The following is a 21068-nucleotide window of genomic DNA, read 5'->3' on the forward strand; positions in this document are numbered from 1 at the left end:
ATGACGCTCGACCTGCAGGCCTGGCTCACCACCCCCGCCGTGCCGGGACCGGCCACCGGGTCCCCGGCGGGCGACAGCACGCTCCTGCCCGGCGTGCCCCGCGGCGACGACCGGCTGCGTGCGGTGATCGCCCTGGCCGCCTCCTTCCCCGAACGCGCCGCCGCCTCGGCCACCCTCGTCGAGACACCGGACCACGGCAGCAGACCACCGGTCTTCACCGCCGCCGAGGACGAGCAGCACAGCCGCTCCACGGCCGTCGCGGGCTGGCTGCGGCGCGCGGCGGGTGACCCCGCGGCGGCCGGCGTCCTGCTGGAGCACCTGGCGTCCACCGGCCGCGAACTCGGCGACGGGCTGCGGCCGGTCGCCCTGCGCGACCCGTCCGTCGTCCCGGACTGGGCGCACGCCCTCGTCGGCTTCCTGCGCGCCCAGCCGGCCGCCCCCACCGCCGCGACCACCGCGCCGGGCGCGATCACCGCGTCGTTCCGCACCGCCGCCGGCGCCCTGCTGCCCTGGGACGCCGCGGGGGCCGGGAACACCGCGTCCGTGCTCGGCGTGCAGGTACTCGACTCCGCCCGTGCCGACCTGGCCGAGACCCTGGTGCGACGGCTGACCGAGGCGCTGGACCTGCCGATGCGCTACGAGGTCCAGTCCTCGTCCGCGCACCCCGGCGGCGGCGACTGGGACACGCAGGGTGGCCCCGACGCCTCGCAGGAGGGCTGGCTGGCCCGTCTGGAGCGGCTGCCCGCCCTCGCCTTCCTCGTCGGTACCGCCTGCCGCCACTGGCAGCACGTCTACACCGAGATGTTCGCCCGCCTCGCCTCCGACCGGGACCTGCTGCGCACCCGCATGTGGGGCGGCACGGACCCGGGCGCGCTGGCCGCGGTGCACGGTGACGCGGGCGACCGCCACGCGGGCGGCCGGTCCGTCGCCCTCCTGCACTTCGCCGACGGCCAGGGCCTGGTCTACAAGCCGAAGGACCTGCGGCACGCCACCGCCTACATGGACCTGGTGCGCGACCTCAACGCCGCGGGCCTGTCACCCGAACTCCACGTCCGCACCGTGCTGGTGCGCAGCGACCACAGCGCCCCGGACGACATCGCGGCGACCGGACCGGCCGCCGACCCGGTGACCGAGCACGCGCCCGACCACGGCGACGCCTACGGCTGGGAGGAGCTCGTTCCGGCCCTGCCGTGCACCGACCGCGAGGGCTTCGCCCGCTTCTACCGCCGGCTCGGGATGACCGTCCGGCTGGTGCAGCTCCTCGAAGGCCGCGACCTGTGGTCCGACAACCTGCTGGCGAGCGGCGAGTACCCGGTCATCACGGACCTGGAGTGCCTGCTCTACCCGAGGGTCCAGACCCCGCCGGCGCTGCCCGCCGGGCAGGGCGGGCTGCTGGACGTCCTGGAGTCGACCGTGGTGCGCACGGCCATGGCCGTGCAGCCGTGGGTTCCGTCCAAGGACCGCCCGGTGGTCGACATCGGCTGCCTCTCGCGCGCCGACGACCTGGAGATCGAACCCGGCAAGCCGGCCCTTCCGCTGCCGCCCTACCGGCCGGTGCACGACGGGGAGAAGGCCGACCCGTGGGAGTACACGGACGAGGTCGTCGCAGGCTACCGCGACATGCACCGCACGCTCGCCGGGATGCGGGAGCGGCTGGCGTCCCCCGACGGCCCGCTCGCCGGCTTCAAGGGCGTCTGGGTGCGCTACATCTGGCGGCACACCTGGGACGGGTACAAGATCCTGCGGACCTCGACGAGTCCGCTCGCCCTGTCCGACGGCGCCACCCGCGAGACGGTGATCGCCGGCGCGCTGCGCGGCGCCGTGGCGGCCCGCGCCGGCGACAGCGCACGCGGCGACCTGCTGGAGGTGGTGCTCAGCGAACTCGACTCCTACCGCGTTCTGGACATCCCCTTCTTCCGCTCGCTGACCACGTCGTCCTCGGTGTTCACCGCGCAGGGGCACGAGATCCCCGGCCACTTCCAGAGCACTGCCTGGGACCGGCTGCACGCCCGGATCACCGAACTCGACCGCTTCGACCTGGATCTGCACACCGCGGTCCTGTCCGGCTGCGTCGACGCGGCACGGTCCGGCACGCAGCTCCCCCCGGCCACCACCACCCGCACCCGCACCCCGCTCTCGGTACCGACGTCCGGTGAACTCCTCGACCACGCCGTGCGGCTGGGCGACCAGATGCTGGCCGACCGGCAGCGCACCCCCGCGGGCGGCGGCTGGATCGGACTGAGCTGGTACCCGGCCACCGGGCTGCGCCAGGTCGAGGTGCTCAGCGGCGTGGACCTCGTCACCAGCGGCGTCGGCGTGGCGCTCTTCCTCGCCGAGCTCTGGTCGGCGACCGGTTCGCCGCGCTTCCGGCAGGCGGCGCACGAGACGCTGTGGGCCGCGGCCTCCCTCATCGACCCCCGCCACCCGGCCTCCTTCGGCTTCGCCCGCGACACCCGGCTGGCCTCGGGGGTCCCGGTGCCCGGCGGCCTCGCCGGCCCCGGCTCCCTCATCCACGCCCTGGCCCGCGGGGCCGAGACCCTCGCCGAGCCCGCCTTCCTCGACGTGGCGCGGGCCCTGGTGCCCGGAGCGGCGGCCCTCGCGGCGGCGCCGGCCGGCCGCTCCTCGGCAAGGGACGCCGACCGGCTCCCGTACCAGGACGGCCCGTTGGGAACGGCCGGACTGCTGCTGAACCTGCTGCGGCTGCGCCGCTCCTCGGGCGCCGGCCCGGCGGGCGCGGCCACCGACGCCGACGCGGCCATCCGCGACCTCGCGGAAGCCGCCCGGCAGGCCCTGGCGTCCGACGCCCCGACCGGCCGCCGCACCAGCCCGGCGACCTTCCTCGACCTGGTGCCGACCGGCGCCGACAGCATCGCCGCGGCCCTCGCCCGTACCGTCGCGGAAGCCCCCGGTCTACTGGCCGACCCCGACGCCGCCCGCGCGCTGCTGCGCGCGCACCGGTTCACGACAACCGTCCGCGGCGGACGGCTGGCCTGCCTGGACACCGCCGTCTCGCTGGGCACCGACGCCGTCCACCCCGGTGACCTCGCCGGACTCACCCCGCCCGTCACCGCCGCCGAGATCGCGGCGCTGGGCACCCGCGAACTGGTCGCCGCCGCGGGCGAGGCCCTGACCTCGGCCGAGGCCGGACTGCTGCACACCCTGGACGACGACCTCGGCGGTGCCGCCGCCGGGGCCCTGGTCCCCGGGCCGTTCTTCGACGGCCGGGAAGCGGCCGGCGTCCTCGTCGCCGAACTGCTGCGCCGCCACCGCGCCACCGGCAGCTGGTTCGGGGACCGGGCCGCCGACGACCGCGTCAACCTCGGCGCGCTGGACGGCAGCGCCGCCGTCGGCCTCCTGCTGCTGCGGCTGATCGACCCGGCCACCGCCCCGCTCGCCACCCTGCGCTGACGCCGGCGCCCACCCCGGGGTCGCAGCCCGGCCCGCCCGAACCACCTACGCATCACGGAGTCCTCATGACCAGTACCCGGCCGACGCCCGGCATCGGCTTCAAACGGCACTACACCCCCTACGTCGTCGACGGCGAGGCCGTCTACCTGGTGTCGGAACGTGGCGTCAGCGTCGTCAACGGCGCGCTGGCCGAACGGCTGGCGCCGCTCCTGGACGGCACCAGGAGCGCTGTCGAGATCGGTGCGGAACTCGCGCCCGCGGTGCCCGCCGACCGGGTCGCCACCGCCCTGGACCGGCTCGTCGCCGGAGGTTGGGCCGCCGCGTCCGACCCGGCGACCGACCCCGCCGCCGCCGGATTCTTCGAGATGGCGGGCCGCGACGGCGACACGGCCGTCGCCGCCCTGCGGGACGCCCGGATACGGGTCGAGGTCTACGGGAAGGTGGCACCGGAGCCGTTCGCCGCGGCGCTGCTGGCGGCCGGCGCCGCGCACGTGGAACTGGCACCGGCGTACACCGCCGACGCCACCGGCGCCGACCTCGTGGTCGCGCTGACCGACGACTACCTCAACCCGGGCCTGGCCGCCCGCAACGCGGCCGCCCTCGCCTCCGGCACCCCCTGGATGCTCGCCCGGCCGGTCGGCTCGATCGTCTGGGTGGGACCGGTCTTCGTCCCCGACGCGCCCGCCTCCGCCGGCCCTCCGGCGGCAGCACCCGTCGCGGGAACCGGCTGCTGGGAGTGCCTGGCGCACCGGCTCTCCGCCAACCGGCAGTCGCTCAGCTACCTCCAGCACCGGCTGGGCAGGGACCAGCCGGTACCGACCGTCGGCGCGCACCTGGCGCCGACGGCCGCCCTCGGGGTGCAGTTGGCCGCGCTGGAGGCCGCCAAGTGGGCCGCGGGCGTCCGCCCGGAGAAGGCCCAGGTGCTGACGTTCGACACCGTGCTCGCCGAGGCCGAACGCCACGAGCTGGTCCGCCGCCCGCAGTGCCCCGCGTGCGGCGACGCCGCGACGATGGAGCGCCGCCAACTGGCACCGGTGCGCTTCGAGAGCCGCGCCAAGGCGTTCACCGCCGACGGCGGCCACCGCTCCTCCTCGCCCGAGGACATGCTGCTGAAGTACCGGCCGCAGCTCAGCCCGGTCACCGGCGTGGTCACCACGTTGGTCCCCGCCGAGCGGACCCCCGGCGGCCTGCGGGTCTACGTCGCCGGCCAGAACCTCGCCCGCCAGGTCGGCGACCTGCGTCAGCTCCGCACCGGCCTGCGCAGCATCAGCTGCGGCAAGGGGCGCACGGACTCGCAGGCGCGGGCGAGCGCGATGGGCGAGGCGATGGAGCGCTACTCCGGGGTGTTCCAGGGCGACGAGGCGCGCCGCACCGCCAGTTACGAGCAGCTCGGCGAGCAGGCGGTGCACCCGGAGACCAGCCTGCTCTTCAGCGACCGGCAGTTCCGTGAGCGCGAGCTGTGGAACGCCAAGAAGTCGATGTTCAACACCGTGCCCGAGCGGTTCCGCGAGGACGCCGTCATCGAGTGGTCGCCCGCCTGGTCGCTGACGTCGGAGCGCACCCGCTGGCTGCCGACGATGTCGCTGTACTACGGCTACCGGCACAACGGCCCGTTCTTCGCCATGGGCGACTCCAACGGCGCCGCCGCGGGCACCTCGTTCGAGGACGCGACGCTGCAGGGCTTCCTGGAGCTCGTGGAACGCGACGCGGTCGCCCTGTGGTGGTACAACCGCGTGCAGCGCCCGGCCGTCGACCTGGACTCGTTCGGCGACCCGTACATCGACCGGATGCGCGAGGTCTACGCGGGCCTGAACCGGGAGATGTGGGCCCTGGACCTGACGGCCGACTTCGGGATCCCGGTGGTCGGCGCGTTCTCCCGGCGGACCGACAAGCCGGCCGAGGACATCCTGATCGCCTTCGGCGCGCACCTCGACCCGCACATCGCGCTGACCCGGGCCCTGACCGAGATGAACCAGTTCCTGTCACCGGTGGCCGACGCCGGCCCCGGCGAGACGGCCTACTCCGGCGCCGACCACGAGCAGAAGGCCTGGTGGACGAGTGCGACGCTCGCCAACCAGCCCTACCTCAAGCCCCTCGACGGTCACGCGCCCGCCGCGGCCGGCCGCTGGGACCCGCTGGCCGCCGACGATCTGCGCACGGACCTGGAGACGGTGCAGCGCATCGTGGCGGAGCACGGCATGGAGATGCTGGTGCTGGACCAGACCCGCCCCGACGTGGGCCTGCCCGTCTCCAAGGTGATCGTCCCCGGGATGCGGCACTTCTGGGCCCGCTTCGCACCCGGCCGGCTCTACGACGTTCCCGTGCGGCTGGGGTGGAAGGCCGCGCCCACCGCGGAGGCCGACCTCAACCCCACCGCCATCTTCATCTGACCGCAGGACGGAAGGCGCGCCATGACCATCACAGAACAGCCGCTGACCCCCGCCGCAGCAGAACTGTCGCAGGTGCGACGGATGCTGACGCTCCGCCAGGACGTGAAGGTGGCGGCCGAGGGCGACGACGTGGAACTCACCCACCCCTGGGGCCGCCAGCGCGTCCACGCGCTCGGCGCGCCGACCGTGCACCGGCTGCTGGCGCTCGGCGCCGGCCCGGTCGACGCCGAAGCGCTGGCCGGGGACCGCGAGGCCGCCCGGCTGCTGAGCCTGCTGGGACGCTTCCCCTATCTGGTGACCAGCATCCTCGACGACCCGCTGACCGGGCCGCTGGCCACCGCCGTGCCGATCGCCCGCTCGGCGTCCACGCCCGGCGCGCCGGACCTGGGCGGCACGGCCGTGGTGCTGTCCCGGTTCGCGTACCTGCGCCGGCTGCCCGACGGACCCTCCGACGGCGGCGGGGGCACGATCGGCCAGGGCTGCGTCATGGAGTCCCCGCTGGCGCCCTACCGGGTGACGCTGCACCAGCCCGCCGCGGCGGCGTTCGTCGCGGCGCTGACCACGCCGCGCACCGCGGCGGAGGCCGCCGCGCTGGCCGGGCTGCCCGAGCAGTCGGGCGCCGCGCTGGCGGCCCTGCTGGCGGGGACCGGGTTCATGGAGCCGGCCGCGGTGGGCGCGGCACCGGAGCTGCCGGCGGCGGACCCGCCGCTGTGGGACTTCCACGACCTGCTCTTCCACTCCCGCAGCCGGGCCGGCCGGCACGACTACACCAGCGGCGGCGTCTTCGCCCACCAGGACGTGCCGCACCCGCCGGCCCTGCCGGGCGCGGGCAGCAACGAGGACGGGCCCGGCATCGACCTGCCGGTGCCGGACTGGGACGAGGTGACCGCCCGGGACCCGCGGCTCACCGAGGTGCTGGAGGGGCGGCGGTCGATCCGCACCTACGCGGAGACCCCGGTGACGCTGGAGCAGCTCGCCGAACTGCTCTACCGGGCGGCCCGGGTGCGGCAGGTGATCCCGCGCGACCCGTCGTCCCCGAACTCCTACGACGCGATCGACCGCCCCTACCCGGCCGGCGGCGCCACGGGCGAGCTGGAGATCTACCTGTCGGTCGCCGCCTGCGAGGGGCTGCCCACCGGGGTCTACCGCTACGACGCGGCCGCCCACCGGCTGCAGCCGCGCCGTTGGCACGGCCCGGCTGACGAGGCGGCGTTCAGGGAACTGCTGACGGCCGCCTGGCGGGCGACCAACTGCACGGTGGACCCGCAGGTCCTGCTGACGGTGACCTCGCGGTTCGGGCGGCTGTCGTGGAAGTACAGCCAGATCGCGTACGCGCTGACGCTCAAGCACGTGGGAGTGCTTTACCAGACCCTCTACCTGGTGGCGACGGCGATGGGCCTGGCGCCGTGCGGGCTCGGCTCCGGCGACACCGACGCGGCGGCGCGCGCCCTCGGCCTGGACTGGACGTCGGAGTCCTCGGTGGGGGAGTTCCTGATCGGCAGCCGCCCGGCGTCGGGTTCCGGCAGCCTGCCGCAGGGCTTCTGCGACATCGTCGACACGATGCGGGAGCAGGGCTGAGCGGGGGTCTTCGACGACACGACTACAGCCAGTCGTTCTCGCGGGCGATCCGTATGGCGTCGCACCGGTTCCTGGCGCCGGTCCTGGCGATGGCCGACGAGACGTAGTTGCGCACCGTCCCCGGGGACAGCGACAGCTGGCTCGCGACCTCGCCGATGGTGCTCCCGGCGGCCACCAGGCGCAGCACCGCGAGTTCCCTGCGGGTCGGTGTGCCAGGGCCCGGCCGGATCGCCACCAGGACCAGTTCCGGATCGAAGACCCTTCGTCCCGCGGCGAGTTCGCGGACCGTGCTGATGAGCCGTTCCGGCCGTACGTCCTTGCGGAGCATGCCGTGCACCCCGTCGGCGTAGGCGCGCTGCACCTCGTCGGCGCGGGGCGCCGCACCGAGCAGCAGGACGGCGGTGCGCGGGGAGAGCGACCGGATCAGCTCGGCGGTCCGCAGTCCGCCCGCTCCCGGCACGTCGAGATCGACGACCGCCAGGTCGGGCCGGCCGGCGGCGGCCTGGGCCACGGCGCTGTCCGCGTCGCACGCCTCGGAGCTGACGCTGAGGTCCGGTTCACGGTCGAGCAGGGCGCTCAGACCGGAACGGAAGAGGTGGTGCCCGTCGGCGAGCAGGACGCTGGTGGCCGTGGGCGGCGCGGCCGCTGTGCTCGGGATGGGCGGGAGGTCCTGCGGTCGGTCGAGTGCCGTGGTCATGTGTCCCGTACTCCCTTCGTCCCCGGATGTGAACCGCTGCTCAGCCCCAGCCCCAGGTGTCGGGGTGCGTCGGGTCGGGCGTGACCGGCGGGTGGGTGGGAGCCGGGGTGGGCGTCGGGGCCGGCGTGGGCCCGTCGGCCACGACGCTGACGGAGTGGGCGGGAGCGGTGGCGGGGGACGCGGCGCCCAGGGAGCTCCCCACGGAGACGGACGCACCGAGGATGACAGCGACAGAGGCGATGGATACCGCGAGCTTGCGCATAGGAATGCCCGAGCCTTCCGTTCGTGGGGATCCCGGACTCCCGCCGGGGTCATGGTCGAACCGGTGTGGAACCGGCCGGTGTTGCTGGTGTTTCCCGCTTCGGATGCTCCGGCTGCCGTGCCGTTCTTCCGACACCATGAGAGTGGCCCGCGGGTGGCCCGGCTGTCAGTAGCCGGAGCTGTCACCAAGCTGCACTGGCACTCTCGGGCCAGCCTCGACCGCCGGACGAGCGGCCTGACGCCCCAATCGCCCCTGGGGTAACCATCACCCCACGAACACCACCGGCCCCACCTGGCCACGCCATCGCCCGTACAGCACCCCGTCAATGGCGCATGGCAGGAAGGTGACACCGGCGGGGGGAGGGGGGTGCGGGAGCGGTAGAAGGGGTTCCCTTTACAACCGTCTGAACTGCGTCTTTACCGCGCGCCTGCGGGCGGATCACGATCGATATGTCCGCGCACCCCGTCCGGCCACGCGTTTTCCCCAGAATCCGAGCTTCCGAAGCCCTCACCTAAGGTTGCTGTACGGCTACGCTGACGCCCTGAGTCGTGGTCGAACACCTTCAGCGGGGTGTTCCTCGACGGCGTTTTTGTCACGGGCGGGTGCGTCGAAAGCTGACCACCCAGGGGAGCTCGGGGGGTACCAGTTGAGTGAACGGCTAGTTCTTGACGCGGTTGCCGAGGGGGTCTATCGGACGATGCTCATGCATCCCGAGTTGGATATCCCCGACGTGGCCGACATGTTGGAGCAGTCGGTGGAGGCCATACGCGGTTCGCTGGACCAGCTCGCCGACCTCGCGCTGGTCCGCCCGGCAGGACCGGCCGGGCGCTGGCGCGCGGTCAATCCCGAGCTGGGGCTCGCCGCGATGCTGGCCCGCCAGGAGGCGGAGGCGCAGCGCCGGCAGAACGAGATGGACCGCAGTCGCAACGCGATGGCCAGTCTGATCACCGAGTTCGCGACGACGCGGCCGGCCAGCAGCTCCTCCGGCGTCGAGATCCTGTGCGACCTGGGCGAGGTCCGGGTGCGGCTGGAGGAACTGGCGGCCGACGCGGCGGGGGAGGTGCTCTCCTTCGCTCCCGGCGGTCCGCAGCCCGCGCATGTCATGGAGGCCAGCCGCGACCTGGACCAGGAGACGCTCGACCGGGGCGTACGGATGCGGACCGTCTACCTCGACAGCGTGCGCAACGACCCGGCCACCGTGCAGTACGCCCGCTGGCTGAGCGAGTTGGGCGGCAGCGTCAGGACCACGCCCACCCTGCCGCTGCGCATGATCATCGTCGACGGCCGGACGGCCGTGGTCCCCGTCGATCCCGAGGACCCGCGCAAGGGTGCGGTGCTGCTGCACAGTCCCGGGGTCATCGCGGCGCTGCGGGCCCTGTTCGAGCAGGTGTGGGACCAGGCGCGGGCGCTCGGGGAGACGCCGACCCGGGACCCTTCCGGACTCACCGTCCAGGAGCGCCAGTTGCTGCGACTGCTCGCGTGCGGTCTCACCGACGAGCGTGCCGCGCAGCGGCTGGGCGTCTCGCTGCGCACGATCCGCCGCATGATGGCGGACCTCATGACCCGCGTCGACGCGCGCAGCCGCTTCCAGGCCGGCGTGCAGATCGCCGCGATGGGCTGGCTCGGCGCCCGCGCACCGGCTCCGCTCGGCGTCGACATCAACGCGGTGCCCGTGGAGTGACGGGCGGGGGGGCCGGTGACGCACCGGTCACCGCGTCAGCGGACGCCCGCACCGCAGGTTCCACCGGCCGGCGCGGCCGACCAGCTCGGTGACCGTCAGCGGCGGGACGTCCAGGCGCCAGAACGCCTGCGGCGGCAGGCCGAGGGCATGGACGAGCGCGGCCCGCACGACCGCGGGCTCCACGACCGCCAGCTCTCGCCCGCCGTCCGGCGCCCGGCCGTCCAGCCACCCGCCGACCCGGCCACACAGCTGCGCCAGCGATTCACCGCCGTGCGGGGCCGCGGCGGGGTCCGACAGCCAGCCGGCCACGCCCTCCGGCTCCGCGGCCGAGACCTCATCCAGCCGGAGCCCCAGCCAGCGGCCCAAGTCCCAGTCCCGCAGGGGCGGCTGCTCCTCGGCGGTGACGCCCAGGAGTTCCGCGGTCCGGCGGCAGCGCGCCGACGGGGCGGTCGAGTACCCGCGCGCGCCCGGCAGTTCGGGCGCTCCCGCGCGCGCCCGGAGCTCCCCGGCGCCGGTCAACGGGCTGCTTCCGTCGTCGAACCGCTCCTGCTCGAAGGCCTCGCTCTCCGCCGAAGAGACCAAGAACACACGCACCGTCATCCCCGCCACCCCTCCCTTGGCCCACCAGCCCCGCAATGGAACACATCGTCGCAGGCCGGCGCGTATCGCCTTGCGCACGGCCTTGGCCGCGGGTATCGCTTCACGGTACGGTTCAGCCCGACACGACGACGGTGTGAACGGAAGCCCGGTGAGAATCCGGCACGGTCGCGCCACTGTGAACCCGGCCCAGCCCGGTAAGTCAGACCCGGCACCTTCGTCATCAGCACCACCAAGTGGGACGCGTGTTCCCGAGGAGGCACTGCCATGGCCCAGTCCGCTGCACCCGCGGCCGCCAGTCCGGCCCTACCCATCACCCCGCTGCCGCTGAAGGCGATCCTGCCCTGGGCAGTGTTCTTCGGCATGCTGGCGCTTGTCCTGCTGTACTTCGTCGGTGCGGAGCAGGGCGCCACGTCCCTGGTCGCCGGAACGGACGTTCACGAGTGGGTCCATGACGGACGCCACCTGCTCGGCTTCCCCTGCCACTGATCGGAAGCCGCTCCAATGAACTCCACCACAGTGCGCTCCCTGCTGGTCCGGGGGATGCTCGCCGGCCTCGCCGCGGGCCTGTTGGCCCTCGTCGTCGCCTACTTCCTGGGCGAACCGAGGATCAACGCGGCCATCGCCTTCGAGGACTCCCACTCCCACGAACACGAGATGGAGATCGTCAGCCGCTCCCTGCAGTCCACGGCAGGACTGGCGACCGGCGTGCTGATCTTCGGCGTCTGCCTGGGCGGGATCGCGGCCCTCGCGTTCTGCTTCGCCCTGGGCCGTGTCGGCCGCTTCACCCCGCGGGCGACCGCCGTGCTCATCTCGGGCGCGGCGCTGCTCACCGTCTTCCTGGTGCCGTTCCTGAAGTATCCGGCCAACCCGCCGGCGGTCGGCGACCATGACACGATCGCCAAACGCACCACCCTGTACTTCCTGATGATCGCGCTGAGCGTGCTGCTCGCGGTGGCCGCCGTCATCCTCGGCAAGCGGCTGGCACCGCGGCTGGGCGCCTGGAACGCCAGTGTCGCGGCCGGGGCCGCGTACCTGTTCGCCATCGGGCTGGCCTACGCCTTCCTGCCCGCGATCAATGAAGTGCCCGCGGACTTCCCACCCACGGTGCTCTGGCAGTTCCGGGTGTCCGCCATCGCCGTCCAGCTCACCTTGTGGACCGCCTTCGCCCTGTCGTTCGGCTACCTCGCCGAGCGCGTACTCACTCCCCGGCCCGCCACGAGCGCGGCCGAGGAAGCGAACAGCGAGAGCGACACGGCGGCACGCACCGCCGCGTCCGCCGGCTGACACGACCGACACGACCACAGCCCGCCGGGGCCACCCCGGCGGGCTGCCGTCGCGCCGCGCCCGGAACCGGCACGGCGCCGAAGGAGTCCGCGTGACCGTCCCCCTCTCCCGGCCGTACGGGGCACGACCCTGCACCCTGGTGGTGTGCCGCGGGTGCTGCTGCGGCAACGCGAGCAAGTATCCCCGCGTCGACCACCAGCGGCAGTTGGACCGGCTGAGCGCCGCGGCCTCGGACTCCGGCGGCCGGCTCGCGCTGCGCACCACCGACTGCCTGGGCCCGTGCGACCAGGCGAACATCGTGGTCGTCCAGCCGTCCGCCGAAGGGCGCCGCAAGGGCGGCCGGGCCGTGTGGATCGGCTTCGCCACCGATGACGGTTCCACCGACGACATCCTCGCTTGGGTGGCCTCGGGCGGCCCCGGCGAGACCGAACCGCCCGCCTCCCTCGCCCTGCAGATCGTGAGCCCGCGGCGCGCCACCCCGCTGCGCCGGCGGCGCTGAGCCCCGGCCCGCGGCCGGACACGGCGGCGCGGCGGGCACTGGGCCGCCCGGAGCACACGGGCCGGAGCCGCCGCGCGGCGCTGATCGACTCTCCCGGTCTGCCCCTACGCTCGCCCGCGTGGCGAGAATCGTGGATGCCGTCAAACGGTTGGTGATCGGCCCGGCGCTGCCGAGCGAGGGGCTGCAGGAGACGCTGCTGCCCAAGCGGCTGGCGCTGCCGATCTTCGCGTCGGACCCGCTGTCGTCGGTCGCGTACGCCACGCAGGAGATCCTGCTGGTGCTCACCCTCGGCGGGCTGGCCTATCTGCACCTGACCCCGTGGGTGGCGGTGGCGGTGGTCGGGCTGATGGCCGTCGTGGTGCTGTCCTACCGCCAGGTCGTGCACGCCTACCCGTCCGGCGGCGGTTCGTACGAGGTGGTCGCCGCCAACCTCGGCCCGTCCGCCGGGCTCGTGGTGGCCGCGTCGCTGCTCGTCGACTACGTGATGACCGTCGCGGTGTCGGTCGCCTCCGGCGTCGACAACATCATCTCCGCGGTGCCCTCCGCCAATGAGTACCGGACCGTGATGGCGGTCGCCTTCGTCGCGCTGCTGGCGGCGATCAACCTGCGGGGGACGAGGGAGTCGGGGCGGGCGTTCGCCGCCCCCACCTACCTGTTCATCGCGGGCGTGCTGATCATGTGTGCCACCGGGCTGTTCCGCTGGCTGATGGGCGACGCGCCGGTGGCGGAGTCCGCCGCGTACGGGATCACGCCGGAGCCGGGCGACACCAACCTCGCCGGTCTGGCGCTGCTGATGCTGGGGCTGCGGGCGTTCTCCAGCGGGTGCACCGCGCTCACCGGTGTCGAGGCGATCTCGAACGGGGTGCCCGCGTTCCGCAAGCCCAAGTCCCGCAACGCGGCCTCCACGATGACCGCGATGGGGCTGATCGCGGTCGTGATGTTCTCCGGCATCACCGCCCTCGCGATGATCTCCGACGTCCACATCACCGACGACACCTGCCGGCTGACCGGCGTCCCGGGCGACTGTGCCACCACACCGCAGCGCACGGTCATCGCCCAGCTGGCCGCCGCGATCTTCGGCGGGGAGCACAGCTTCGGGTTCTTCTTCATCCAGGCCGCCACCGCCCTGGTCCTCGTCCTCGCCGCCAACACCGCGTTCAACGGCTTCCCGCTGCTCTCGTCGATCCTGGCGCAGCACCGCTACCTGCCGCGCCAGTTGCACACCCGCGGGGACCGGCTGGCCTACTCCAACGGCATCATCGCCCTGGCCGTCGTCGCCGGCGCCCTGCTGTGGGCTTACCACGCGTCGGTCACGAGCCTCATCCACCTGTACATCCTGGGCGTCTTCACCTCCTTCACGCTCTCCCAGACCGGCATGGTCCGGCACTGGAACCGCGTCCTGCGCACCGAGACCGACCCGGTGCTCCGCCGCCGGCACCGGACGGCCCGGGTGATCAACGGCGTCGGGGCGTTCGTCACCGGCCTGGTGCTGGTGATCGTGCTGATCACCAAGTTCACCGAGGGCGCGTACCTGGCGGTGATCGCCGCGGTGTTCCTGTACGTGAACATGCGCGCCATCCGGCGGCACTACGACAGGACCGCCGTCGAACTGGAGGTGACGCAACCGTCGGAGGAGCTGGCGCTGCCCGTCCGGGTGCACGCCATCGTGCTGGTGTCCAAGATCCACAAACCGACGCTGCGAGCCCTGGCCTACGCGCGCGCCTGCCGCCCCGACACCCTCGAAGCCCTGACCGTCGACGTCGACCGCGACGAGACGAGGACGCTGCAGACCGCGTGGGACACTTTCGACATGCGGGTGCCGCTCAAGACCCTGGCTTCGCCCTACCGGGAGATCACCCGGCCGGTGGTGGGATACGTGCGGTCGCTGAACCGCGCCAGCCCGCGCGACATCGTCAGCGTGTTCATCCCCGAGTACGTCGTCGGGCACTGGTGGGAGAACGGGCTGCACAACCAGTCCGCACTGTGGCTCAAGAGCCGGCTGCTGTTCACCCCCGGCGTCATGGTCATCAGCGTTCCCTGGCAACTCAGTTCATCCCAGCTCCGCCCGCCCCGCCCGTCCCGCCGCGCCCCCGGAGCCGTCCGCCGCGGCGAACCCACCCCGGGGGCGAACCACAACGGTCCCGGGGGAAAGCCGGGGTCCGGACGGCCGGAACAGCGGACGCCCCACGACGGACCGCGCTGACCGGCGGCTCCCGGCTGCGGCTCCGCAGCGGTTCTCGGCTCCGAAGCCGTTCTTTGCACCATGCGATCCGCTCTCGCCGGGCCTCCGTCCGACGGCCGTCAGGAACGGTGGGGCGACGCGGTGTCGGCCGACGGGAACGGGGCCGGGTGCCGGTCGGTCCCGTCGTATCCGGCGTCCAGCCCGGCCCGGACCCGGCGGCGGACCCGTTCGACCGCCGCGGAGCCGACGAAGGCGTCCGAGACCTGCATGAGCCAGGCCGTCTCGGCCTCGACGCTCGCCCGGACCTGGGGCGGGACGTACCCCTCACAGCCGGGCGGGGTGCAGCGGCGTCCCGACCGGGCGGCCTCCAGCGCGGCGGCGATGGTCGCCGCCTCCACGATGGGGGCCAGCCGTTCCGAGGCCGCGTCGAGGCCCGAGCCCTCCGCCTCGGCGGTCCAGGCCGGGACCTCCGGATGGAAGTACGGGCGCAGTGCCAGATGCCCGTCCCGGATCTCGATGATGCGGCGGTACAGCGCGAACCGGGCGCCGAGCGGCAGCATGAAGCCGAGCCGCAGCGCGGGCCCGGTCAGGGCGATCTCCGGCAGCGCGGCGTGCATCGCCGTCCACAGCGGGCCGATCCTCCGGTAGCCGTGCCAGGCGCGCAGCCAGCCGGCAGGGGTGGGCAGCGTCCGTCCGGCGGGCAGCCGTTGCCGCAGCCCGGCGGCCGCGCCGTGCGCCGCGCTCCAGCGTGGGCCGGTCCAGCGGTTGCCGCGCCAGGCGTGCGGCCGGGCGTCGGTCACCTGGCGGTCCCCGGGCCCGGGAACGTCCGGCCGGGGAGCGTCCGCAAGGGGCCGACGACCGCGGTGCTCCGGATCGGGGTGGCGCCGGCTAGCCCGACGATGGGCCCGAGCCGGGCGAACGCGGCGGCGATGTCCAGGTCCGCGTCCGGGGCAAGCCAGGTGTCGCGTGAGCGCCTGACCTTGCGCGCCGGCCGGTGCAGGGCGAGCGAGGCGATGAGTTCCGCCTCCTGCTCCTGGACGTCGGAGTAGACGGTGCGCCCCAGTACCCGCTGGACCAGCTCGCCCGACAGATGGGGCAGCAGCACCCGGGAGGCGGAGGAGCCGAGATGGGCGACGCCGGCGTGGCCGCAGACGAGGTGGCCCACCTCGTGCAGCAGTATGTGCTGCTGGTGCAGGGCGCTGGTGCTGGTGGGATAGCCGATGTAGTCGGCCCGGTCGGTGGTCACGAGCATGCCGCAGGGTGTGCAGGCGTGTGGAGGCAAGGGCACCAGCACCAGCGGTCGTCCCCGCTGTTCCGCCAGCGCGTCGGTGAAGTCGGCGGCGTCGAACGGTCGTGGCAGCGGCAGCTCCGCCACCGTGCGACGACATCGCCGCCATAACGCCTTGTTCTGCTGTTCCGCGTAGTCCCCCATAAGACCCTCCCCGGGCAAGGCACGCACAACGATCAGCATCCGCTCATGAGCGATATGAGCGATGAGCGATCCTATGCCCAGGGGTGGACCAGTGGATATCAGTCCGCGCGGCGCAATCCCGCCTCTCTGCGGGCGATGACCTCGATCATGTCGCTGATGGTGCCGAGCCCTTCGGGCGACAGATTGACCGCGCGCAACGCCACCTCGCGTACTCCCGCGTCCCGCAGTGCCCCGAGGAGCTGGAGCTCCTGCGCGATCTGGGCGCTCTGCTGGTCGTCGAAGAAGTACATCGGGGGCACCTGAAAGAACTGCGCCAGCGCTTCGAGGTGTCTTTTGGTCGGATTGTCTCTTCTGCCCGTGCGCAGTTGCCACAAGTATGTGGCCGAAAAGCTCTCCCCGGTGGCCTCGCGGCACGCCCGCGCCACTTCTTCGTGGGTGTACGGCGTGTGGTCAGGGCCGCGGACGACGTCGAACAGTCGGTCGATCTTGTCCGCCAGCGTCGGGGGGCCGGACGTCGGATCAGGCACCGCATACCTCCCTTGGTCGAGTGCCCTGCGTATCGCCTGTGGTGAGCGCGGGTGGAGTCCGCTCTGCGTCCTCCGCATCCTAGTTGGTGTCGCTCGAGTTCCGACCGCCGCGGCTGTGGAGACCGGGTGCATGTTCGCCGAGCGTAAAGCGTTCACCAAGTGGCCGGATCTGAACGGTTGTTGGCTGGTCAGCGAAGTGGCGTCCTGTCAGATGTACGCCGTGTCCGACTGTTGACGGCCGGGAAGGACGCGTGCCAGCCTGTGAGCGGAGATGAATGGGGGAGTAAATCTCATTCACATCAGTCTCCGTTCCATGTGCCAACCCACGGATAAGGAGCACAACATGAAGAAGATCGTTGTTCGCAAGGCCGGGACCGTTCGCCTGACCTCCGCCGCGGCGTCCTGCTACTGCGGTGGCACGCCCGTCCTCGCCTGACCCTCCCCTTCCGAGCCGCGGCGTGCCGGTGCTGACCGGACCGCCGCGGCTCGTGGAGCTCCTGCCGGTCCGGGCCACGATGTCCGCGGCCCGGACCGGCACCTTCGCGGACCAGTGACAGTGAGGTAGTGATGGACGCCGCGGCAGTGGACCTCGACCGACCCTTGAGGCTGTACCCGCTGACCTTCCTCGAAGAAGGCGACGAGGTCACCGTGGGACGGGCCGACATCGATTCCTACGGCCTCTTCCCCGCCGACGGCGCCGCCCTGCTGCGCCGCCTGGAGACCGGGGAGACCCCGAACGACGCCGCGCGCTGGTACAACACCCAGTACGGCGAGACCGTGGACATGGTCGAATTCCTCGAAGTCCTGGAGGCCTTCGAGCTGCTCGTGCCGGACGGCGAGGAGGTCGTCGAGGCGGGCGCGGTGCGCTGGCAGCGGCTCGGCCGGGCGGTGTTCTCCCCGGTGGCCTGGGTGCTGTACGGGGCGCTGTTCATCGCGGGCATCGTCGCGATGTTCCGCGAACCGGCCGTGGTCCCCACCTACCACAACATCTTCTTCACCACCTCGTCCCTGGTGGCTCTCGCGCTGGGCAACGTCCTCGGCCAGGCGCCGTGGATCCTGCTGCACGAGTCCTACCACGCACTGGCCGGACGCAGACTGGGCCTCAACTCCTCCCTGAGCATCGGCCGGCGCTTCTACTACCTCGTCTTCCTGACCAAGCTGGACGGACTCGTCGCCGTACCCCGGCGCAAGCGCTACCTGCCGATGCTCGCGGGCATGCTCGTCGACGTCCTGGTGGTCGCCGGGCTGACGCTCGCCGCGGTGCCCCTGGCCGCGTCCGACGGATTCGCCGGATTCACCGGCCGCTTCCTGCTCGCGATGGCCTTCGGCACCCTGCTCCGGTTCGCCTGGCAGTTCTACTTCTTCCTGCGCACCGACCTGTACTACCTCGCCATCACCGTCCTGGGCTGCAACGACCTGCAGACCGTCTCCAAGAACATGCTGCAGAACCGGTTCTACGGCCTGATCGGACGCCGCGACAAACTCGTGGACCCGGAGACCTGGACGCCGCGCGACCGCGAGGTCGCCCGCTGGTACGTCTGGCTGATGGTCACCGGCTACGCGATCCTCACCGGGCTGCTGGTCACCGCCGTGATCCCCGCCGCGATCCGGATCACCGAGATGGCCGTCAGGAAGCTCTTCGCCGACATCTCGCCGCTGAACGTCCTGGACGTGACCGTCTTCCTGGTCCTCAACTTCGGCGAGCTGATCCTCGCGGGCATCATCGCCGTCCGCGGCTACCGCCGCCGCGCCATCGCCGTCACCGCCAACTGACCGGACAGAACAGCAGCCCGACAGACCCGCAGAGGAGCAGTCCGCATGAACGAGGTTGTCCCCACTCACCACTGGGTTCGCGGCGGCCTGCGCAGGGACCGTGCAGCCGCCGTCCAGCGGCTCGGCCTGCCGGCAGGACCCGTCACGGTCGTGGACGCGCACCGCCGGCTGCGCGGACCCTACACCGCGGCCGGGACCCTCGTCCGCGCCATGGTCCCCTGCGTCCTGCTCCGCGACAGCAAGCTGGTCGAGCGCTACGACATCGAACTGCTCTCCGCCGCGCCGGACCTCCGCTCCATCGTCCCCGGCTCCCGCGAGACGCTGACCTCCATGGCGCTCCCGGCCGAACGCACCCGCTACTACGCCCGACTGCGCACCACGCGCATCTCCAACGGCCTGGTGGAGTTCGTGCGCGACGGCCTGGCCGCCGACGGGCCGCGTGTCCTCGTCGTGGAGAACACCGACCAGGCCGAAGCCACCGACCTGGAGTTCCTCACCGCCCTGGTACGCCGGATCGACCCCGCGCACCTGACCGTCGTCGTGTGCGGCGGCGCCGCGGGACCCGTCGACGAGGCACTGCTCTCCGTCCTCGCCGCCCGCGCCCAGGTCACCGAGGTCCACGAAGGCGCCCCGGGAGCGGCCGGACCCGACGACGCGCGGGCCTTCGTCGCCTCGGACTGCACCACCGACGAGCCGGCGCCGCACGCGGCCTACGCAGCACTCGACCCCGCCGCGCGCGCCCTGCTGCACGACCGGCGGGCCGCCGAACTGGCCGCACTGGAGGACGAGTCGCTCCGCCTCGGCGCCGTCGCGTACCACCTGGAACACGGCTCCGACCCCGGCGACGCGGGAGTGCGCGCGGTCTTCCACGCCATGGACCACAGCCTGTGCAACGGGTTCTACGAGGCGTGCGCCGACTACGGCCGGCGCGGGCTGGCGCTCGTGGACCCCAGGACGGAACACGACCGCTGGTGGGCCTTCACCAAGGGCGTGACGCTGTGCCTCTCCATCCTCGGCCGCACCTACGAGGCCGAGAAGCTGGACGACCAGGCCCGGCTGAACTCCGTCAAGCCCGCCGTCCACATGGCCGCCGCGTACAACACGGCCATGCTCTACACCCGGCACAACGACCCCGAGGACCGCGACGAGTTCAAGGCCAAGGCCTGGCTGAACTCCGCCATAGCCACCGCCTCGCTGATCGAGAACCGCAGCGACCGGGCCTTCCAGAGCGCCTTCTACAAGAACGGCCTGGCGCTGGTGGAGGTCAACCTCGGCGAGCCGGCCGAGGCGCTGCGCCTGGTCGACGAGGCGATCAGCAGCCTCGACGAACTGCTCGGCCCGGACGAGCACGTCCTGCACCGCTCGGTGCTGAAGAACAACCGCGCCCGGGTCTACCTCAGCCTGGGCCGGATCCAGGACGCCCTCGCGGACTACGCGATCGTCATCCGGGAGGACCCCAACCACGCCGAGCACTACCTGGAACGCGGCAACATCCTGCGCCGCCTGGGCCGCCCCGAGGAGGCGCTCGAGGACTACGCGCGGGCCATGCGGCTCTCCCCGCCGTTCCCGGAGATCTACTACAACCGCGGCGACCTGCGGCTCAACGAGGGCGACACCGAGGGAGCGCTCGCCGACTTCGGCTACGTGATCGAACTCGTCCCGGAATTCGTCGACGCGTACGTCAACCGGGCCGGTCTGCTGCTGGAGGCCGGTGAACTGGACGCGGCCGAGCAGGACGCGAACACCGGCCTCGGCCACGAGCCCGACAACCCCTACCTGCACGCGGTCCTGGGCCAGGTGCACGCCGAGCGTGAGGAGTTCGCGGCCTCCAGGGCCGCCTTCGACCGTGCGCTCGCCGTCGACCCGGACATGATCACGGCACTGTCCGGGCGTGCCGCCCTCGCGTACGACATGGGCGAGCTCGACACCGCCGCCGTCGACCTCGGCCACGCCGTGGAACTGCAGCCGGACGACCCCGCGCTGCGCTACAACCGGGCCTTCGTCCACCAGGACACCGGCCACTGGGACGAGGCCCTCGCCGACCTGGAGATCGCCGCCGGACTGGCGCCCGAGGACCCCGAGATCACCGAGGCGCTGGACACCTGCCGGCGCAAGGCGGCAGCCGCACGATGAGCGCCGACGGTGCGGTGACGACGGATGGGGCGGTGCGCGAACAGCAGCGGCCGCTGCGGTCGGTGCTCGGCCGCTTCGCCACCGGCGTGGCGGTCGTCACCGCCGTCCGCCGGGGGCGCCCTGCCGGACTGACGGTGAACTCCTTCACCTCGCTGTCACTCGACCCGCCGCTGATCCTGTGGTGCCTCGACCGCGCCTCCACCCACCGGGCGGCCTTCACCGCCGCCCCGCACTTCGCGGTCCACCTGCTCAGCGCCGACCAGCGCGAACTGGCGACCCGCTTCGCGGGCCCCGGCGACCGCTTCGACCGGCTCACCACCCGGCCGGGACCGCACGGGGTACCCCTCCTCGACGGCACGATCGGCACCCTGATCTGCCGCCGCGACCGTATCGTCCCGGCCGGGGACCATCTCGTCCTCATCGGTGAAGTACTCGACCACCACGCGGAGCCGGGCGCACCGCTGCTCTTCCTGGACGGCCGCTTCCATCGCGGCCCGGCCCCCGAAACGACGTGAACAGGTAGCAACCGGCCGGGCGCCGACTAGAGTCGGATCACCGCGAAACGTCGTATTGCTGGTGGGTGAGCCAGTGCACAGTTCCGGGTCCGTGAGGCGACCCGGAA

At 72.8% G+C, this 21068-nt stretch carries 17 protein-coding genes; 11 read left to right on the forward strand and 6 right to left on the reverse strand.

Annotated elements, in window-relative coordinates:
- From O3X23_RS08560 to O3X23_RS08570, 3 genes are all read left to right on the forward strand, one after another.
- A complete protein-coding gene (locus tag O3X23_RS08560) occupies positions 1-3408 on the forward strand; it encodes a type 2 lanthipeptide synthetase LanM (RefSeq protein ID WP_269270603.1) in 3408 nt (1135 codons plus the stop codon).
- Between the two features lie 65 nt (positions 3409-3473).
- Positions 3474-5798 (forward strand): TOMM precursor leader peptide-binding protein, encoded by a 2325-nt coding sequence (locus O3X23_RS08565; protein ID WP_269270604.1) that lies wholly within the window; start codon positions 3474-3476, stop codon positions 5796-5798.
- A gap of 21 nt (positions 5799-5819) precedes the next feature.
- Positions 5820-7376, forward strand: a complete 1557-nt coding sequence (locus tag O3X23_RS08570; RefSeq protein WP_269270605.1) for a SagB/ThcOx family dehydrogenase — start codon at positions 5820-5822, stop codon at positions 7374-7376.
- Positions 7377-7398: 22 nt separating this feature from the next.
- Here O3X23_RS08570 and O3X23_RS08575 read toward each other — a convergent pair whose 3' ends face one another.
- Both O3X23_RS08575 and O3X23_RS08580 read right to left on the reverse strand, forming a co-directional pair.
- Complete coding sequence (locus tag O3X23_RS08575) at positions 7399-8073, reverse strand: response regulator transcription factor (RefSeq protein WP_269270606.1); 675 nt, start codon at positions 8071-8073, stop codon at positions 7399-7401.
- 40 nt (positions 8074-8113) lie between these two features.
- Entirely contained in the window at positions 8114-8335 is a 222-nt protein-coding gene (locus O3X23_RS08580; protein WP_269270607.1) for a hypothetical protein, read from the reverse strand.
- A gap of 703 nt (positions 8336-9038) precedes the next feature.
- Here O3X23_RS08580 and O3X23_RS08585 point away from each other — a divergent pair.
- Positions 9039-10016, forward strand: coding sequence for a LuxR C-terminal-related transcriptional regulator (locus O3X23_RS08585; protein ID WP_269270608.1), 978 nt, complete (start codon positions 9039-9041; stop codon positions 10014-10016).
- Between the two features lie 27 nt (positions 10017-10043).
- Here O3X23_RS08585 and O3X23_RS08590 read toward each other — a convergent pair whose 3' ends face one another.
- Positions 10044-10616, reverse strand: a complete 573-nt coding sequence (locus O3X23_RS08590; protein WP_269270609.1) for a histidine phosphatase family protein — start codon at positions 10614-10616, stop codon at positions 10044-10046.
- 264 nt (positions 10617-10880) lie between these two features.
- Between O3X23_RS08590 and O3X23_RS08595 the strand changes: the two genes are divergently transcribed.
- The 4 genes from O3X23_RS08595 (at position 10881) to O3X23_RS08610 (ending at position 14602) form a co-directional block, all read left to right on the forward strand.
- Positions 10881-11102, forward strand: a complete 222-nt coding sequence (locus O3X23_RS08595) for a CbtB domain-containing protein (protein WP_269270610.1) — start codon at positions 10881-10883, stop codon at positions 11100-11102.
- 15 nt (positions 11103-11117) lie between these two features.
- Positions 11118-11900: a CbtA family protein gene (locus tag O3X23_RS08600; RefSeq protein WP_269270611.1), complete on the forward strand. Its 783-nt coding sequence runs from the start codon at positions 11118-11120 to the stop codon at positions 11898-11900.
- A gap of 91 nt (positions 11901-11991) precedes the next feature.
- Complete coding sequence (locus O3X23_RS08605) at positions 11992-12399, forward strand: (2Fe-2S) ferredoxin domain-containing protein (RefSeq protein ID WP_269270612.1); 408 nt, start codon at positions 11992-11994, stop codon at positions 12397-12399.
- A gap of 118 nt (positions 12400-12517) precedes the next feature.
- The gene (locus tag O3X23_RS08610; protein ID WP_269270613.1) at positions 12518-14602 is read left to right on the forward strand and encodes an APC family permease; all 2085 of its coding nucleotides are present in this window, start codon (positions 12518-12520) and stop codon (positions 14600-14602) included.
- Positions 14603-14700: 98 nt separating this feature from the next.
- Here O3X23_RS08610 and O3X23_RS08615 read toward each other — a convergent pair whose 3' ends face one another.
- From O3X23_RS08615 to O3X23_RS08625, 3 genes are all read right to left on the reverse strand, one after another.
- Positions 14701-15381: an MAB_1171c family putative transporter gene (locus O3X23_RS08615; protein ID WP_269270614.1), complete on the reverse strand. Its 681-nt coding sequence runs from the start codon at positions 15379-15381 to the stop codon at positions 14701-14703.
- A complete protein-coding gene (locus tag O3X23_RS08620) occupies positions 15378-16013 on the reverse strand; it encodes a ParH-like protein (RefSeq protein ID WP_269270615.1) in 636 nt (211 codons plus the stop codon). The genes O3X23_RS08615 and O3X23_RS08620 overlap by 4 nt, the downstream gene beginning before the upstream one ends.
- Before the next feature lie 98 nt (positions 16014-16111).
- Positions 16112-16540: a helix-turn-helix domain-containing protein gene (locus O3X23_RS08625; protein ID WP_269270616.1), complete on the reverse strand. Its 429-nt coding sequence runs from the start codon at positions 16538-16540 to the stop codon at positions 16112-16114.
- A 567-nt stretch (positions 16541-17107) separates the two neighbouring features.
- On the opposite strand from O3X23_RS08625, the gene O3X23_RS08630 reads away from it, so the two are divergent.
- From O3X23_RS08630 to O3X23_RS08640, 3 genes are read left to right on the forward strand one after another with little or no spacing between them, the layout of a single operon-like run.
- On the forward strand, positions 17108-18313 hold the full coding sequence (locus O3X23_RS08630; protein WP_269270617.1) for a hypothetical protein: 1206 nt from the start codon (positions 17108-17110) through the stop codon (positions 18311-18313).
- Between the two features lie 45 nt (positions 18314-18358).
- Positions 18359-20446 (forward strand): tetratricopeptide repeat protein, encoded by a 2088-nt coding sequence (locus tag O3X23_RS08635; RefSeq protein ID WP_269270618.1) that lies wholly within the window; start codon positions 18359-18361, stop codon positions 20444-20446.
- Positions 20443-20961 (forward strand): flavin reductase family protein, encoded by a 519-nt coding sequence (locus tag O3X23_RS08640; protein ID WP_269270619.1) that lies wholly within the window; start codon positions 20443-20445, stop codon positions 20959-20961. Before O3X23_RS08635 ends, O3X23_RS08640 begins: the two co-directional genes overlap by 4 nt.
- Positions 20962-21068 lie beyond the last annotated feature (107 nt).

Origin of the sequence: Streptomyces sp. H39-S7 (assembly GCF_027158205.1) — a bacterium.
Taxonomy (GTDB): domain Bacteria; phylum Actinomycetota; class Actinomycetes; order Streptomycetales; family Streptomycetaceae; genus Actinacidiphila.